Source organism: Sediminibacterium roseum (assembly GCF_009939005.1).
GTDB lineage: Bacteria > Bacteroidota > Bacteroidia > Chitinophagales > Chitinophagaceae > Sediminibacterium > Sediminibacterium roseum.
Map to the genome: position 1 here is coordinate 463,463 of NZ_JAACJS010000015.1, position 13,840 is coordinate 477,302.

The 13,840-nt window shown below is 46.5% G+C and carries 16 protein-coding genes and 5 tRNA genes; 2 read left to right on the forward strand and 19 right to left on the reverse strand.

Features of this window, described 5'->3' with window-relative positions:
• Positions 1-201: 201 nt before the first annotated feature.
• Both GWC95_RS13165 and GWC95_RS13170 read right to left on the reverse strand, forming a co-directional pair.
• The gene (locus tag GWC95_RS13165; protein WP_161819190.1) at positions 202-615 is read right to left on the reverse strand and encodes a hypothetical protein; all 414 of its coding nucleotides are present in this window, start codon (positions 613-615) and stop codon (positions 202-204) included.
• A gap of 90 nt (positions 616-705) precedes the next feature.
• A complete protein-coding gene (locus tag GWC95_RS13170) occupies positions 706-1,296 on the reverse strand; it encodes a hypothetical protein (RefSeq protein ID WP_161819191.1) in 591 nt (196 codons plus the stop codon).
• Between the two features lie 273 nt (positions 1,297-1,569).
• Between GWC95_RS13170 and GWC95_RS13175 the strand changes: the two genes are divergently transcribed.
• Positions 1,570-4,005 (forward strand): hypothetical protein, encoded by a 2,436-nt coding sequence (locus tag GWC95_RS13175; RefSeq protein ID WP_237722154.1) that lies wholly within the window; start codon positions 1,570-1,572, stop codon positions 4,003-4,005.
• A gap of 55 nt (positions 4,006-4,060) precedes the next feature.
• Here the strand turns inward: GWC95_RS13175 and GWC95_RS13180 are convergent, their stop codons facing one another.
• The 17 genes from GWC95_RS13180 to rpsU all read right to left on the reverse strand — a co-directional run bounded on the left by GWC95_RS13180 (position 4,061) and on the right by rpsU (position 13,016).
• Positions 4,061-4,495: a hypothetical protein gene (locus GWC95_RS13180; protein WP_161819193.1), complete on the reverse strand. Its 435-nt coding sequence runs from the start codon at positions 4,493-4,495 to the stop codon at positions 4,061-4,063.
• 8 nt (positions 4,496-4,503) lie between these two features.
• Positions 4,504-5,301, reverse strand: a complete 798-nt coding sequence (locus GWC95_RS13185; protein ID WP_161819194.1) for a hypothetical protein — start codon at positions 5,299-5,301, stop codon at positions 4,504-4,506.
• A 13-nt stretch (positions 5,302-5,314) separates the two neighbouring features.
• Positions 5,315-5,689 (reverse strand): hypothetical protein, encoded by a 375-nt coding sequence (locus GWC95_RS13190; RefSeq protein ID WP_161819195.1) that lies wholly within the window; start codon positions 5,687-5,689, stop codon positions 5,315-5,317.
• Positions 5,690-5,696: 7 nt separating this feature from the next.
• On the reverse strand, positions 5,697-6,677 hold the full coding sequence (locus GWC95_RS13195; RefSeq protein WP_161819196.1) for a T6SS effector amidase Tae4 family protein: 981 nt from the start codon (positions 6,675-6,677) through the stop codon (positions 5,697-5,699).
• 161 nt (positions 6,678-6,838) lie between these two features.
• A complete protein-coding gene (locus tag GWC95_RS13200) occupies positions 6,839-7,312 on the reverse strand; it encodes a DUF4920 domain-containing protein (protein WP_161819197.1) in 474 nt (157 codons plus the stop codon).
• Positions 7,313-7,443: 131 nt separating this feature from the next.
• Positions 7,444-8,052, reverse strand: coding sequence for a transcription termination/antitermination protein NusG (gene nusG, locus GWC95_RS13205; protein WP_161819198.1), 609 nt, complete (start codon positions 8,050-8,052; stop codon positions 7,444-7,446).
• A gap of 7 nt (positions 8,053-8,059) precedes the next feature.
• A complete protein-coding gene (gene secE, locus GWC95_RS13210) occupies positions 8,060-8,254 on the reverse strand; it encodes a preprotein translocase subunit SecE (protein WP_161819199.1) in 195 nt (64 codons plus the stop codon).
• Between the two features lie 256 nt (positions 8,255-8,510).
• Positions 8,511-8,582 (reverse strand) — tRNA-Trp (locus GWC95_RS13215).
• 103 nt (positions 8,583-8,685) lie between these two features.
• A complete protein-coding gene (gene tuf / locus GWC95_RS13220) occupies positions 8,686-9,873 on the reverse strand; it encodes an elongation factor Tu (protein WP_161819200.1) in 1,188 nt (395 codons plus the stop codon).
• A gap of 100 nt (positions 9,874-9,973) precedes the next feature.
• Positions 9,974-10,045, reverse strand: a tRNA-Thr gene (locus tag GWC95_RS13225).
• Positions 10,046-10,126: 81 nt separating this feature from the next.
• Positions 10,127-10,199: transfer RNA gene (locus GWC95_RS13230), tRNA-Gly, on the reverse strand.
• Positions 10,200-10,602: 403 nt separating this feature from the next.
• Positions 10,603-10,685 (reverse strand) — tRNA-Tyr (locus GWC95_RS13235).
• Positions 10,686-10,766: 81 nt separating this feature from the next.
• Positions 10,767-10,839: transfer RNA gene (locus GWC95_RS13240), tRNA-Thr, on the reverse strand.
• A 198-nt stretch (positions 10,840-11,037) separates the two neighbouring features.
• The gene (locus GWC95_RS13245) at positions 11,038-11,295 is read right to left on the reverse strand and encodes a hypothetical protein (protein ID WP_161819201.1); all 258 of its coding nucleotides are present in this window, start codon (positions 11,293-11,295) and stop codon (positions 11,038-11,040) included.
• A gap of 97 nt (positions 11,296-11,392) precedes the next feature.
• The gene (gene hpf / locus GWC95_RS13250; protein ID WP_161819202.1) at positions 11,393-11,692 is read right to left on the reverse strand and encodes a ribosome hibernation-promoting factor, HPF/YfiA family; all 300 of its coding nucleotides are present in this window, start codon (positions 11,690-11,692) and stop codon (positions 11,393-11,395) included.
• A gap of 164 nt (positions 11,693-11,856) precedes the next feature.
• Entirely contained in the window at positions 11,857-12,753 is an 897-nt protein-coding gene (locus tag GWC95_RS13255; RefSeq protein WP_161819203.1) for a tyrosine-type recombinase/integrase, read from the reverse strand.
• A gap of 65 nt (positions 12,754-12,818) precedes the next feature.
• Entirely contained in the window at positions 12,819-13,016 is a 198-nt protein-coding gene (gene rpsU, locus GWC95_RS13260) for a 30S ribosomal protein S21 (protein WP_161819204.1), read from the reverse strand.
• A gap of 229 nt (positions 13,017-13,245) precedes the next feature.
• Between rpsU and GWC95_RS13265 the strand changes: the two genes are divergently transcribed.
• On the forward strand, positions 13,246-13,839 hold the full coding sequence (locus GWC95_RS13265; RefSeq protein ID WP_161819205.1) for a riboflavin synthase: 594 nt from the start codon (positions 13,246-13,248) through the stop codon (positions 13,837-13,839).
• Position 13,840 lies beyond the last annotated feature (1 nt).

A 13,840-nucleotide genomic window follows, 5' to 3' on the forward strand; every position in this document is an offset into this window, starting at 1 on the left:
AAAGAACTTTTGGGGCAGCAAAGGTAAGGGATTGTTATCTTAAAAACAAACTCCACCGAGGTTAAATTTGGCATAAGCCGATCCCGGCGAGAGGTTCGCAACCGCCATTACAAGCAGATCTCGGTCAAAATCATTAACTAACCTCGGTCTTCCGCAGCGGCTGAGCATATTACAATCACTACCGCCACAACGCAAATGTGTTCAACGCACGCGCCAAACCCAATTTTTGCCCTCCTTTCGAACCGATTCTTTAAGCTCCTTACCGGAATATTCTTTGTTTACACCATTTGCTTTCACAATCAGCTTTTGCAAAACGCTGAAATCGGGTGTTGGGCCGGTACCATCAAAAAAATCGATGGTTTGCCCTTTCGGTATTGTGAAGGTAGCAGATGTTGCAATGGTGTCAACTGAAACGAGGTATCCCTCCGCACGGTCGGCGTAGTGTTTCAAAACATCTTCCCGGGGGCCCACCCCGGCACCATAAACGTATTGGCGGTCTAAGAAAAGAGTAATCGCTATGTCTTCGCCGGTATCGTTGGCCAGTTCCGTGATGTTAATGCTGTCGATAACACAGGCGGAGACCAGAAAAATGAATATGATGTTTATTCTTTTCATCCAGGGATAAGCGAATCGATGATCCAGGTCTAAAAAATCTCCGGCGACATCTATTGGGCTTCTGTTTCCGTCCAGGAGTATTTGACCTATCTACCAGATCTCCAACTCATATTCGTCTTTTTTGCGCCATTTGCCCCCTGTATTCTTCAACACGAAAAGTTTTACCACGCCTACTCTTGTTGGGGCCCGGATTGTGGCTACTAAAATAGCGTAAGTTTCATCAAAGTAGACCCTTGAAAACAACACTTTGCCTATCGCCGAAAGTGTATCGATGGCGCCGGATTGTTTGCTGTGCGGAAATAATTTATACCGGCCTGTGTTCCCGATCTGTTTCCATGGTAGCTCTACCTGCGCCGAATCCGTTTCCGACTTTTTAAACAGTTCCCCAATCTTTTTCCGATCCTCAATGGGCATTTCGCTGATAATGGAATTGATGTCTGCTGTTCGCTCCCGTATATTCGACAACACCGGCGCTATGGCTACAGTCAGAGAATCTCTATCAGTAAATACATCAAAATTGGGCGCGGGCCGAAGCGTGTGGTATTTATAAGCCACCGTATCAATCATATCTAAAAAGGCATCGTTTATGATAGAAGCCTCGAGACTTCCTTGGCTGTCGTGCTTTGAATTACAGGCCTGCAGAAGCAATACGGCTAAAAAAAGAGTCGCGGCTTTTTTCATAATGGTTTATGGGAGTTTTCGAAATCGTATCGATACTTCGTTCGCTTCGTTTGCATTGTGTTAACCAGACCCGTAATGTACGAATTCATGTGGTAAAGAAACCGTAGCCAACCCTTACGCCAGTGATCTGCTGATTTTAATACATTTTTCGATGACTTCTTATCGTTCTTCCAAAAAATGCCACCAGTAAAAAAAACGCCACCTCCCAAACAAACCGGCACACCGGTTTCCATTTCAATCCCTACGTATCGCATTTTTTAATATATTCATATCATGAGGAAATATGCCTGTCTTTTAATGGCTTCACTCCTGTCCGCCTTCAGCATCGCCGGCGCCCAGCAACTGGATTCCATGATGAACAGGATTGCCCGGCATTTCGCACCTGAAAAGATCCATATCCATTTCGATAAAAGCATTTACAACCGCGGTGAAACCATCTGGTACAAAGCCTACATTCTCCAGGGCCGCGATTCCCTCCCCGCCAGCACGAACGTTTACCTAGAGTGGTACGATGGCGATGGAAAACCCCTGTTACGCACCGCCGCCCCTGTTTTGTTTTCTTCGTCTGCGGGATCGTTTGACATTCCCGCTGATTACAATTTCCCGTCTTTACAGGTAAAAGCTTTTACAAAATGGATGCTGAACGATGATCCCGCTTTTGCTTACCAGCGCGATATTGCCGTCAATATCCCCTCCATCAAAACAGCCCGGCCGCCGGCAGATGGTACCGCCGTATCCGTTTTTCCCGAAGGCGGGTTCCTCGTGCAGGGCTTGCGCAGCCGCGTGGCTTTTAAGGCAAACAACAGGTCGGGCGCGCCCGTTTTTGTGTATGGCGTGCTCACCGACAACAACAACAATACCCTCGACTCGCTCCAGGTTCAGCATGATGGCATGGGAAGTTTTTTTCTCGAGCCCGTGCCGGGACAGACCTACCGCCTGAACTGGGTGGATGAATACGGAACAGCCGGGAGCACAACATTACCTGCGGCGAAAACACAGGGGGCTCAACTTGCAGTCACAAGGATCAAAGACAAAGCCATGTTCCGCGTGGAGCGTACTGAAGTGGTTGCGGAGCATTTTAAAAAGATGACGATGCTCGTTCACATGAATGGTGTGGGCCTATACCAGGTGGAGATCAACCTGTCGGATAAAACAGTACTCAATGCCGCTGTGCCCATACACGACCTGCCACCCGGATTGCTTCAATTCACTTTGTTTACTTCAGACTGGCTTCCCGCCGCGGAGCGTGTTCTATTCCTCAACAACCCAACCTATTCGCTTGCGGCAGAACTTTCTGCGCCGGTGGTGAATACGGCAAAAAAAGGGGAAAACAGCCTCGAGATCTTTGTTCCAGATACATCGTTCACAAATATGTCGCTCTCGGTAACAGACGCCGGGCTTGACCTTCCCGCGGAACACTCTATTTTTTCGGACCTGTTGCTGTCGGGTGAGATCAAGGGAAGAATCTACAACCCCGCTTATTATTTTTCAAGCGGCGCCGACAGCGTGGCCGCGCATCTCGATCTTGTGATGCTCACCAATGGCTGGCGGCGGTTTGATTGGGAAAAGATCAAAGCCGGTGTTGCTCCCAAAACCGAACATCCCGCAGAAACGGGGTTCATGAAAATGAACGGAACGGTGTATGGCACCAGGAGAAACAGCGCACCGGTGGAATTAAACCTGATCGTGGTACACAAGGACAGCAGCCGGCAATTCTTTTCCGTTCCCGTTACAAACAATGGCAGGTTTGAACAACCGCTCGTTTTTTTTGATACCGCAACTGTTTTCTACAGCGTAAACAACAACAAGGCACTTTCAGAAAAAATTGAATTGAAACTGGACAACGGGCTCTTGCAACTTCCTGCGAAAAACATTTCACCATGGAAAGGTTCCGGCTTTACGGTAAAGAACAGGCCGCTTGCCAAACAAATGCTCGACCGTTTGCTGCAGGAACAGGAACTGCTGAACAAGCTTCTCGCAGAAACCACATTAAAAGACGTAACGGTAACCACCCGTAAAAAAACACGCGAAGAAATACTGAACGAAAAATATGCAAGTGGCTTTTTCAACGGAAGCCCGTCGCGAAAGGATTATACGTATGATCTCACCGATCCGGCCAAACCAACGGTTGCGATCAACGTGCTGGAGTATTTACAGGGTAAAATTCCCGGGCTCACAATACGGTATATCAGCGGGCTCAATTACAGCATCGACTGGCGTGGATACCTTCCGGAGTTTTACCTGAATGAAAACAAAATCGATCTTTCAACACTCGTTGATATACCCGTTGCCAGCCTCGCAATGATCAAGGCCTTCGCTCCCCCGTTCGTGTTTGCTTCGGGTGGCGGGCGAGGAGGAGCGATCGCGGTGTATACAAGAAGGGGAACCGATACCCAATTGCCCGATCCCAAAGGACTCGCGAGTGTTTTGCTGCCGGGTTATACCAGGTTCAGGGAGTTTTACAGCCCGGTGTACGACAAGCAGCCGGACGACCTCCCGAAAGCAGATAACCGCACAACCCTGTACTGGAACCCGAATCTCTTTAGCAATGCGACACAACAACGCATACTGGTAGACTTCTATAACAATGATTTCACACAATCTTTTAATGTGGTGCTGGAAGGGATCTGCGCAAATGGAAAATTGATACGCGTTGTGAAAAAGATCGGCGGCGCTCAACAACGTACCGAAAACGGCAAAAATTATTGATTGGTTATTTTTTGAAGGTACAATGCCTTTTACCTCGCCGGATTCAGTAGGGCTGCTACCTGATTAAAAGTTCCCAAGTGGCATTGTCTTTTTTCTTAAATAAAGTATCAAGGTCTTTTTGTTCATACACATGAACATTCCCTTTTGTGGTTATCGTTATCCGTTCAATTGTTTCATGATTAGGAACAACACCGGCGCCTCCTTTGGTATTATCTACCTGCAGGATTTTATCCGCTTCGAGCAAATATTTTGTAATAAGACCAGAAGAATCAAACATATAAGGCACGCCTGCCTGTTCATTGATATGCTGTATCGACAACCGTATTTTTTCTCTATCAGCGCGAAAAACACTATCGAAAAAATACCTGCCGAATTGAATCTCTACTCTTACCGCAACACCCGAACTATTCTTGATATTCGACACGACCGAATAATCCATTGCACATTTACAAAGACAAAAAATACAAAGAATCAATGTCCACTTCTTCATGAACAGATTTATTTGGGATAATAAGTACTAAGTGCAATCGCAGATGTTGGTCCAAAGAAAAGCACAGATGTTCGATTGGCAGCAACTTCTGTCCAAAAAAACCGATGTTGATTCCGGTGTAAAGTTGCGGATTTCAAACTGGCCGGAACAAGCTTCGTATAATAATCAAAAAATCCGACAGCAAGAGTCTGAAGATAATGACCGTATTCATGCTCCATATCTTCGATGCCATTATTTGATGTACTCAGATGTATTCCCCCATTATGGGTCGTTACACCTGCCCCCGTCTGCACGCCCATATCAGTGATGGTAGCTCCCGGAAATTTAACCTGTGTACCATTAGAGGCATATGTAAAAACAGCATATTTGTTCCCGTTATCGTCTGTATAATTCTGCACGGTTCCATCTTTGTATTGATACGGAGCACCGTTTTTCCGGTAGCCATCTGCGTCCCGTGCCCTATGGAAAGGATACACGTTCTTTGAACAGGTATTGGAGGCTAATAAATTCCTGAAAGACAAAAACTGATTTTGAGGATAACCTTTAGCTAAAGAGGACTTTGCGGACGGAGGATTACATATACTATCATGCACATTGAGGATAAGTAGATCCTTCGTCGCACTGTTTTGATTGACAATTGCAACAAAAGCTATTTCTCCAAAACCATCCAACGCCCATTTCACCATATTGTCGGCTCGTACTTTGTCTTCGCCATCCGTCGTCTTTTCTCCAAAAGGTTTAGTCCCCATTTTTGCATCCGAGCCATTGACTGAAACAACAATACGCACAACTGAATTTTTTTTCATGGACATTAATAGATCACTCTTTCACGCGCTTGTTATCCATCTTTTTCGCCAATGAATCGAGAGACCTGCTTTTAAAAAATTTAAAACACTCAAAAAAAGCGGCTTTTTTACCCTCATGATCGGCGATGACCGAAGGTTGAATTTTCCTGGCGTATGTCTTTGAAAACACGTCGATCTCATCGTAAACGTCAAGATCATACCGAGAAACATCTCGGTAAACCGTCCTGCTTATGTCATTCGAGAAAAGCCCATCTGCGGATGCGTACTCCACGCATTTGCAGAGAGCATATTCTTTTAACAATGTTCTACTTTCGGCGTTACGGATGGTTTTACATGCTATTGACAGCAGCAGGGATGCTAGGAAAAAAAACAGTTTGATTGTTTTCATGCAATATTTATTGAGGGAGTTTCCAGATAAAAACATCGCTCGCTGCAGCAAAATAATTGTGTTGGCCTATGCAGTCCATTCCTCCCCATAAAGTGGCATGTCCGGATGCACCGAAATTTGTAGCTGAAGTTGGTTTCATAATATAAATGCCCCTGTTCTGCGTTCCGATCAGTTGATTCTGAAAGTTAGTTCCGTTGGGCGCTCCATCGGCAGAAGTTTTGTGAATATCAGGAGGCCCAAATGTTTTAACAAGCCAGTTTTTTAGATGCGACGCCAACAAAAAATAATTTTTGCTGTCCGAACCCGTACGTGTCTGCCCGGGGATCGCGGGAATAATAATGCCGGCATAATTTAGGGCGCGAGAGACCCTTAAGGCGCAGGCGTTAGAAATATTTCCCTGGTTAAACATGGTCTCAACCTGTCCCCCTATCAACGCGCATACTCCAGCAACGGGCATATCATTGCCATTTGCATCTTTTGGATATGCGTTAAATACAGCCGTCCAATTCGGTTTGGCTTGCGGCTGGTAAACCGTATTGGGGTCGAAAGTGTTGTCATCCCACCATGCATTTTCAGGATCATTATCCGAAGCGTTGGCTTCTTGTTCATCCGCTACTCCTTGGGGAGGTTGATAAGGCAGAGTGGTAGGGGCCCAACCAGATACAGGTGAATCCGGGCATAGAACACCATCTTTTCTTACTTGCCCATTGACCGGTGCCGAAGGTTTTGAAGCCTGCCATGGCGACTCTTCGCAAGGAACTGGTGGATTTGGGTCAGGCCCAGTATTATTGTTTCCACCACCGCTTGATCCGCCACCAACTTGACCTGGATTGCTCCCGTAACCGGATCCGTCCCCCCAGCTTGTTCCTCCGCCCAATGCTGGAATCCATAAATCCCAACAGAGTGTTGCAATTAGCTTGCATTTGTCCCGGTCACAATTTCCATAGTCACAGTTTGCAGTGTAAACGCCACAAAATCCGGGCGGCATTCGGGGAGTGATGCCTTTTTTTGCACATCGTTAAGCTACATGTATTTTTTTAATATAAAAATTAAACGTAAATATTTCCTACCCTTTCATAAAACAAATGCCACCGGTAGCGATGGCATTGTTAATACAATTAATTAAACAAACTATATTTTAGATTGACCTTACAGAACCAGGATGCTCTTTGCCTGAATCACGATTTCCTTTTTAGGCTCTGTGATCTTTGCAATTTCTTCTTTCGATTTACCGCCATCTTCAGCGAGGTGACGAAGTTGTTCTACGGTAGACACTCTTTCTTCTGCCGTTCCATCGATCACGATCTGTTTGCCGCTGAGGATAACCGGAACGAAAAATTTATGGTCTTTCATACGAACCGTTGTGGCGCCATCGGCGGTTTTTACCTTGATCCAGCAGCCCATTTCCTGGCAAACCTCTGTAACGGTTCCTTTGATCTTAACATCCACTTTACCTGTTTTGCCTTTCATATCGGCGATCATCTGTTCAACCGGAACAGCATTGTCTGCCGTAACACCCGGGGCGCCGAACGTTGCGCCTTTGTCTGCCGCTACTTTTGGTGGCTGTGCATTTGCCGCGAAACCGGCGAAAGTAACTGCTGCGAGAAGGAGGATCTTTTTCATAAAGTTTTTTTTTGAACGGCTGCGGCTTCCGGGCCCTGGCCATTGTTTATTGTTGTGGTAAAAATAAAAGGTCATCTGCAAAACAGCTGACCTTTCGTGTAAAAATTTGCAATATTCTAAAAAAAAGCGACTTAGCTGATTTTCTCCACCTGCATATAACTCAGCTCCACCGGGGTTGAACGTCCGAAGATCTTCACGGTTACCTTGAGTTTCTTTTTCTCGTCGTTCACGTCTTCGATCACGCCATTGAAATCGTTGAAAGGCCCTTCGATGATCTTGATGGTTTCTCCCACGATGAATGGTTCGCTCATGGTTACGCCCTGGTCGTTCATCTCGTCTACCTTACCCAGCATTTTGTTTACTTCGCTTTTGCGGAGGGAGATGATGTTGCCTTTTGAGCCTTTGCCATCGGTGAGGAAGTGCATTACGTTGCTGATGTTGCTGATGTGCTGAACAATATCGTCGTTCAGTTTGCCATCCAGCACTTCCATCATTACATAACCCGGGAAATAGTTTTTCTCGCGCATCACTTTTTTACCGTTCTGCACTTTGTACACTTTTTCCATTGGAAGGAAGATCTGTTTGATGATCTCCTGCCAACCGCTGCGGATGATGTCTTTATCGAGGTATTCTTTTACTTTACGCTCCTTACCGCTCACCACGCGAAGCACATACCATTTGGTTTCCGCCTGTGGCGCAGCACTTTCAACACCTGCTGATTCTACAACTTGCTCGTCCATGCTGTGTTTACTTGAATAATGAATAAATCAGCTTTAACAACTGGCTGCTTCCGAAATCCATCAATGCCACCATTGCTGTAATGATAACAGTTGCCACCAGTACGATCACTGTGCTCTGTTGTAACTGCGACCATGAAGGCCAGGTTACTTTCGTCATCAGCTCGTGGTAGCTCTCTTTGAAATAAGTTGCGATCTTGTTCATTTTTTTTGTTTTAGTCACCGAAGCTTCAGCGAAGGTGACTAGCCCATCTTCGCTGAGGCCTGGTGAAGGATGTTCACCTTCGCTGAAGCTTGGTGAACGTGGTCCACCTTTGCTGGAGCTTCGGTGGACGGGGTCCGCCTTTGCTGAAGCTTCGGTGAACGGAGCCCACCTTCGCTGAAGCTTCGGTGGACGGAGCCCACCTTCGCTGAAGCTTGGTGAACGGTGCCCACCTTCGCTGACGCTTCGGTGGACGGAGCACGGGCACTAGGATTCGAACCCAGATCGAAGGTTTTGGAGACCTTAATACTAACCGTTGTACGATGCCCGTAGAAAACTAAAAGCTATCCCTTTTACGGAACAGCTTTTAGAAGTTATGTCGCAAATGTATGGAATTTACATTTACTAAAAGCTAAAAGCTTACAGCTAGCAGCTTATTTTACAATTTCAGTAACCTGGCCGGCACCTACTGTACGTCCACCTTCGCGGATCGCGAATTTCAGACCTTTCTCCATCGCAATTGGCTGGATCAGTTTTACAGAAAGACCGATGTTGTCGCCAGGCATTACCATTTCTGTTCCTGCAGGCAAAGTAACTTCACCAGTTACATCTGTAGTACGGAAATAGAACTGTGGACGGTATTTGTTGAAGAATGGCGTGTGACGTCCACCTTCTTCTTTGCTCAATACATACACCTCACCTTTGAACTCGGTGTGTGGAGTGATTGAACCTGGTTTACAGATTACCATACCGCGACGGATATCTTTTTTCTCGATACCACGCAACAGGAGACCTGCGTTATCACCAGCCTGACCTTCGTCAAGCAATTTTTTGAACATCTCAACACCTGTACATGTAGAAGACAGTGGAGCTTCCATCAGACCAACGATCTCAACCGGCTCACCAACTTTGATGATACCACGCTCGATACGGCCTGTAGCAACTGTACCACGACCTGTGATAGAGAATACATCTTCCACAGACATCAGGAACGCCATATCAACCGGGCGCGGAGGCAGTGGGATGTAGGTATCAACAGCATCCATCAGTTCATCGATCTTACCAACCCATTTTGGATCTTCAGCCAATGCACCTGTAGCAGAACCCTGGATGATCGGTGTGTTGTCACCATCAAATCCATAAGAGCTCAACAATTCGCGGATCTCCATTTCAACGAGTTCCAGCAGTTCAGGATCGTCAACAAGGTCAACCTTGTTCATGAATACAACGATCTTAGGTACACCTACCTGGCGGGCAAGAAGGATGTGCTCTTTGGTTTGTGGCATCGGACCATCAGTCGCAGCAACAACCAGGATAGCGCCGTCCATCTGGGCAGCACCGGTAATCATATTTTTCACATAGTCGGCGTGACCTGGACAGTCAACGTGCGCATAGTGACGGTTTGCAGTTTGGTATTCTACGTGTGCAGTATTGATTGTGATACCACGCTCTTTTTCTTCAGGCGCACCATCGATCTCATCATACTTCTTTGCACTCGCCAGACCTTTTTTCGATAAAATCGTGGTAATGGCGGCTGTCAGGGTTGTTTTACCGTGGTCAACGTGACCAATGGTACCAACGTTTACGTGAGGTTTTTCCCTCTTAAAGGTCTCTTTAGACATTTTTATCGGTTTTTAGTTGTGTTTAAAAAATTAGGGCCTTGCAGCCGGTTTAAAACTATTTTTTCCCTTTCGGGATCTTGCGCACGGTTTCTTCTGTTAGAGCCGTCAATGGGAATCGAACCCATGACCTCTTCCCTACCAAGGAAGTGCTCTACCCCTGAGCTACGACGGCTTTTGTGAGTCAGGAGGTTGGAGTCGGAAACCTGGAGTAAGGATTACCCAGACCTCTGACTCCAGACTTCTAACTGAACAGAGCGGAAGACGAGGGTCGAACTCGCGACCTATAGCTTGGAAGGCTATCGCTCTACCAATTGAGCTACTTCCGCTTTTATCCACCGAAGCCTCGGCGTAGGTGGATCGAACTTAAAGAACTTCAAAACAACTTTCAATCCTATTTCAACCGTTTTCCAACAGTTTCGATACAAGATCTTTGGTCGTTCATTGTCAGACCGCCTTCGCTGAAGCTATGGCGGTCGAGTGGATCGAACTTAAAGAACTTCAAAACAACCTCTCCACCCCTATTTCAACCGATTTATCCGATTTCGATAGAAGTGTTTGGTCGTTCATTGTCAGACCGCCTTCGCTGAAGCTATGGCGGTCGGGTGGATCGAACTTAAAGAACTTCAAAACAACCTTTCAACCCCTATTTCAACCGTTTTGCAACGGTTTCGATATAAGATCTTGGTCGTTTATAGTCAGACCGCCTTCGCTGAAGCTATGGCGGTCGAGTGGGCAGAGTAGGGTTCGAACCTACGTACTCGTGAGAGAACAGATTTACAGTCTGTCGCCTTTAACCACTCGGCCATCTGCCCGAAACAGTCAAAAGTCAGGAGTTTGGAGCAGGCAGTAGTTTTTTACTCCTGGCTCCAAACTTCTAACTCCTAACTTACCAGAGCCGAAGATGGGACTCGAACCCGCGACCTGCTGATTACAAATCAGCTGCTCTACCAACTGAGCTACTTCGGCGTTTATTTTGGAGGTGCAATATTGGGGTTTTTATTTCCAATTTCCCAATTTCATTTTCCAAAATTTCAAAATACAAAGAACTGTTCGTTTTTTTTGGGATGGCAAAGGTAATGGAAAACTTAATTCGGCAAAATTTTGAAAAGAAATTTTTCAGCCAGTTTTCAACATGTTTCCGGCCCGTTCTTTCAAATGGCTTTTTCAGGGTAGCACCAGGTGGCTCTTTGAGGGGTCTGCCGCCTCATAAACCACCTTCACCGAATCGTGCGGAACAACAATGGATTTTTGTACTTCCATGCTGTCTTTCACAACCCCGTCCCCTGCCCTGAACTGGTAGGTGATCATCACTTTCCCACTACTGTCGAGCTGCCGCTGCGTAATATGGGCAAAGGTTTCGCGCTGTCCCTGCGAGCAGGCGGCCAGGCAAAGAACAAGAATGCAAGAGAGGTTTTTCTTCATAAAATGGGTCTAATAAAAAAGGCTCCCTGTTTGTCTGAACCTTTCGAAAGCCTGAAACTTTCCAAAAGTTAACCTGCAGGAAGCCTTGTTTTTGTTTTTACGCTGCTAATTTTTCTTTTTTACGCTTTATCTGTGAAACAATAGAATCCATCGCGTTGTCAAATGATTCTTCAAATGATTTCGAGGAAGCTTTTGCAAAAAAATCATACCTGGGAACATGGATCCTGATCTCCGCCACCTTGTCTTTGATCGTGTGAACCACATTGTCCAGCTTCAGGAAAAGATCAACCTTCAGAATGCTGTCGTGAAATGTGTTCAGCTTCTCGATCTTTCTTGAAACATACTCTACCAATTTGTCGTCTGCGTCAAAATGCACAGTTTGAATGTTAACGTTCATAGCAACTCACGTTTAATCGGTGAAAAAATAATATGTAAAAGAACTTTTATCTATTTACCCGTACACTTTGCAGTGGTTTATCGGGATCAACAAGGTACTTAAAACCGCATCAAAAAACGAATAAAACCCGGAATTTTTTAAAGATTTTAATACCTCTTGCCGCCCTATGCTTTCGGGTGCGCTTTCTTGAAAACTTCCTTCAGTTTTTCGATGGTATTGTGGGTGTAAACCTGGGTGGCGGCGAGACTGCTGTGCCCCAGCAATTCCTTTACTGCATTGAGATCCGCGCCGTTGTTCATCAGGTGCGTGGCAAAACTATGGCGCAGGATATGGGGGCTTTTTTTCTCAACGGTGGTTACGGCGCCGAGTTGCTTTTTTACAAATGCATACACCGTTCTCGGCTGCAACGGTTTGCCCTTTTCGGTAACAAAAATATTGGGCACCCCGGCACCGCTTCCGGGCTTCTCCCCGATGTACTGCTGCAGGTCGCTCACCAGCTCTTTTGATATGGGAATGATGCGTTCCTTGTTCCCCTTCCCCAACACTTTCACCTGCGAATGCGAGGGGTCGAGCTGCGACTCCTTCAGGTTGATCAACTCGCTCAGGCGCATCCCCGTGTTGTAAAACAGCTGCAGTACCAGCCGCTCGGTTCTCCCTTTCCAGTCGTCCGGGAATTCCACATGCGCAAACAGCGTTGCCATGTCTTTTTCGGCCACGAACACCGGCAGGCGTTTGCTCACACGGGGGGCCGTTACCGTGGTCATGGGGGTTTGTTTCAACCCGCCTGTTTTCATCTGGTATTTGAAAAAGGAACGCAGGGAAGATATTTTCCGGTTGATGGATTTTGAGCTGATCCCTTCCTCTTTCAGCTCTGCCAGCCAGCTGCGTACATACATGGCCGTGATCTTGTCTACCGGCGGCGCATCAAACTGGCTCGCCAGGTAGGCAAAGAACTGCTCGAGATCGTTCTGGTACGAGACAAGGGTATGCTGCGAATAACGCTTCTCGAATTTGAGATAATCGAGAAACGCGGGCAACTGGGGATACTGAGGTATGGGCATAAAAAAAGTAGCCTAAAGTTAGTAAACTCAGGGCTACTTACATATGTTGAGCGGAAAAAGGACGATTATCCTTCGATTTTGCCGCTGGCGATGTTCTGCTTGTAGATTGCTTTCAGTACTTGTGTACGACGAACGACTGAAGGCTTGGTGAACGCCTGGCGTTCCCTTAACTGAAGCAAAGTTTTGCTTTTTTCAAACTTTTTCTTGTACTTCTTGAGCGCCTTGTCGATGTTTTCGCAATCTTTTGAATCGATGATCAGCATAATGATTATACCTCCTCAGGTGTTTTTTTAGGACTGCAAAGATAAGGCGGCCGATTTTAAATTCCAAAAAAAAGGAACAAGGCGCGGGAAAAGTCCGTATAAGTTGAAAACCCGTTGATTGAATAGGGGCCCGAGGTTCCGGGCGGCCATCGTTCTCAACTTTTTCCTGTCCAGACCCTCACCGCTTTTCCGGTCTTGTTTTCTTGCTTCCCTGTTCTAACTTGCACCCATGTTTACAGGTATAATCGAAAGCACCGGCCGGGTCGTTTCCATCTCCGAAAACGGCTCCAACCTCAGCTTCAGGATCGAATCGCCCATTTCAAAGGAGCTGAAGGTAGACCAGAGCGTCAGCCACAACGGGGTTTGCCTTACGGTGGAAAGCACCGACGGAAACGCACACGTAGTTACCGCAATCGAAGAAACCCTTCGCAAAACGGACCTGGGCAGCTGGACAGAAGGCATGGACATAAATCTAGAAAGATGCATGTTGATGAACGGGCGTCTTGACGGGCACATTGTACAGGGCCATGTAGATACTACGGCAACCTGCACAGAGCGCAGGGAGCTGAACGGTTCCTGGGAATTCACTTTTCAATTTCCGCGCGAATTTGCGCACCTGGTGATAGAAAAAGGATCCATCGCGGTGAACGGAACGAGCCTTACCTGTTTCAACGTGGGCAAAGACAGTTTCACGATCGCGGTGATCCCTTATACTTATGAACACACCAATATTCACCAGGTAAAAAAAGGCACCCAGGTAAATATCGAGTTCGACATCCTGGGAAAATATGTGCAGCGAAGGCTGGAGCTGGGCACCAGCTAAC

Coding starts and splice junctions, on each gene's coding strand:
- GWC95_RS13165 (WP_161819190.1), bottom strand. CDS start 615: ATGAAAAGAATAAACATCATATTCATTTTTCTGGTCTCCGCCTGTGTT.
- GWC95_RS13170 (WP_161819191.1), bottom strand. CDS start 1,296: ATGAAAAAAGCCGCGACTCTTTTTTTAGCCGTATTGCTTCTGCAGGCC.
- GWC95_RS13175 (WP_237722154.1), top strand. CDS start 1,570: ATGAGGAAATATGCCTGTCTTTTAATGGCTTCACTCCTGTCCGCCTTC.
- GWC95_RS13180 (WP_161819193.1), bottom strand. CDS start 4,495: ATGAAGAAGTGGACATTGATTCTTTGTATTTTTTGTCTTTGTAAATGT.
- GWC95_RS13185 (WP_161819194.1), bottom strand. CDS start 5,301: ATGAAAAAAAATTCAGTTGTGCGTATTGTTGTTTCAGTCAATGGCTCG.
- GWC95_RS13190 (WP_161819195.1), bottom strand. CDS start 5,689: ATGAAAACAATCAAACTGTTTTTTTTCCTAGCATCCCTGCTGCTGTCA.
- GWC95_RS13195 (WP_161819196.1), bottom strand. CDS start 6,677: ATGCCGCCCGGATTTTGTGGCGTTTACACTGCAAACTGTGACTATGGA.
- GWC95_RS13200 (WP_161819197.1), bottom strand. CDS start 7,312: ATGAAAAAGATCCTCCTTCTCGCAGCAGTTACTTTCGCCGGTTTCGCG.
- nusG (WP_161819198.1), bottom strand. CDS start 8,052: ATGGACGAGCAAGTTGTAGAATCAGCAGGTGTTGAAAGTGCTGCGCCA.
- secE (WP_161819199.1), bottom strand. CDS start 8,254: ATGAACAAGATCGCAACTTATTTCAAAGAGAGCTACCACGAGCTGATG.
- tuf (WP_161819200.1), bottom strand. CDS start 9,873: ATGTCTAAAGAGACCTTTAAGAGGGAAAAACCTCACGTAAACGTTGGT.
- GWC95_RS13245 (WP_161819201.1), bottom strand. CDS start 11,295: ATGAAGAAAAACCTCTCTTGCATTCTTGTTCTTTGCCTGGCCGCCTGC.
- hpf (WP_161819202.1), bottom strand. CDS start 11,692: ATGAACGTTAACATTCAAACTGTGCATTTTGACGCAGACGACAAATTG.
- GWC95_RS13255 (WP_161819203.1), bottom strand. CDS start 12,753: ATGCCCATACCTCAGTATCCCCAGTTGCCCGCGTTTCTCGATTATCTC.
- rpsU (WP_161819204.1), bottom strand. CDS start 13,016: ATGCTGATCATCGATTCAAAAGATTGCGAAAACATCGACAAGGCGCTC.
- GWC95_RS13265 (WP_161819205.1), top strand. CDS start 13,246: ATGTTTACAGGTATAATCGAAAGCACCGGCCGGGTCGTTTCCATCTCC.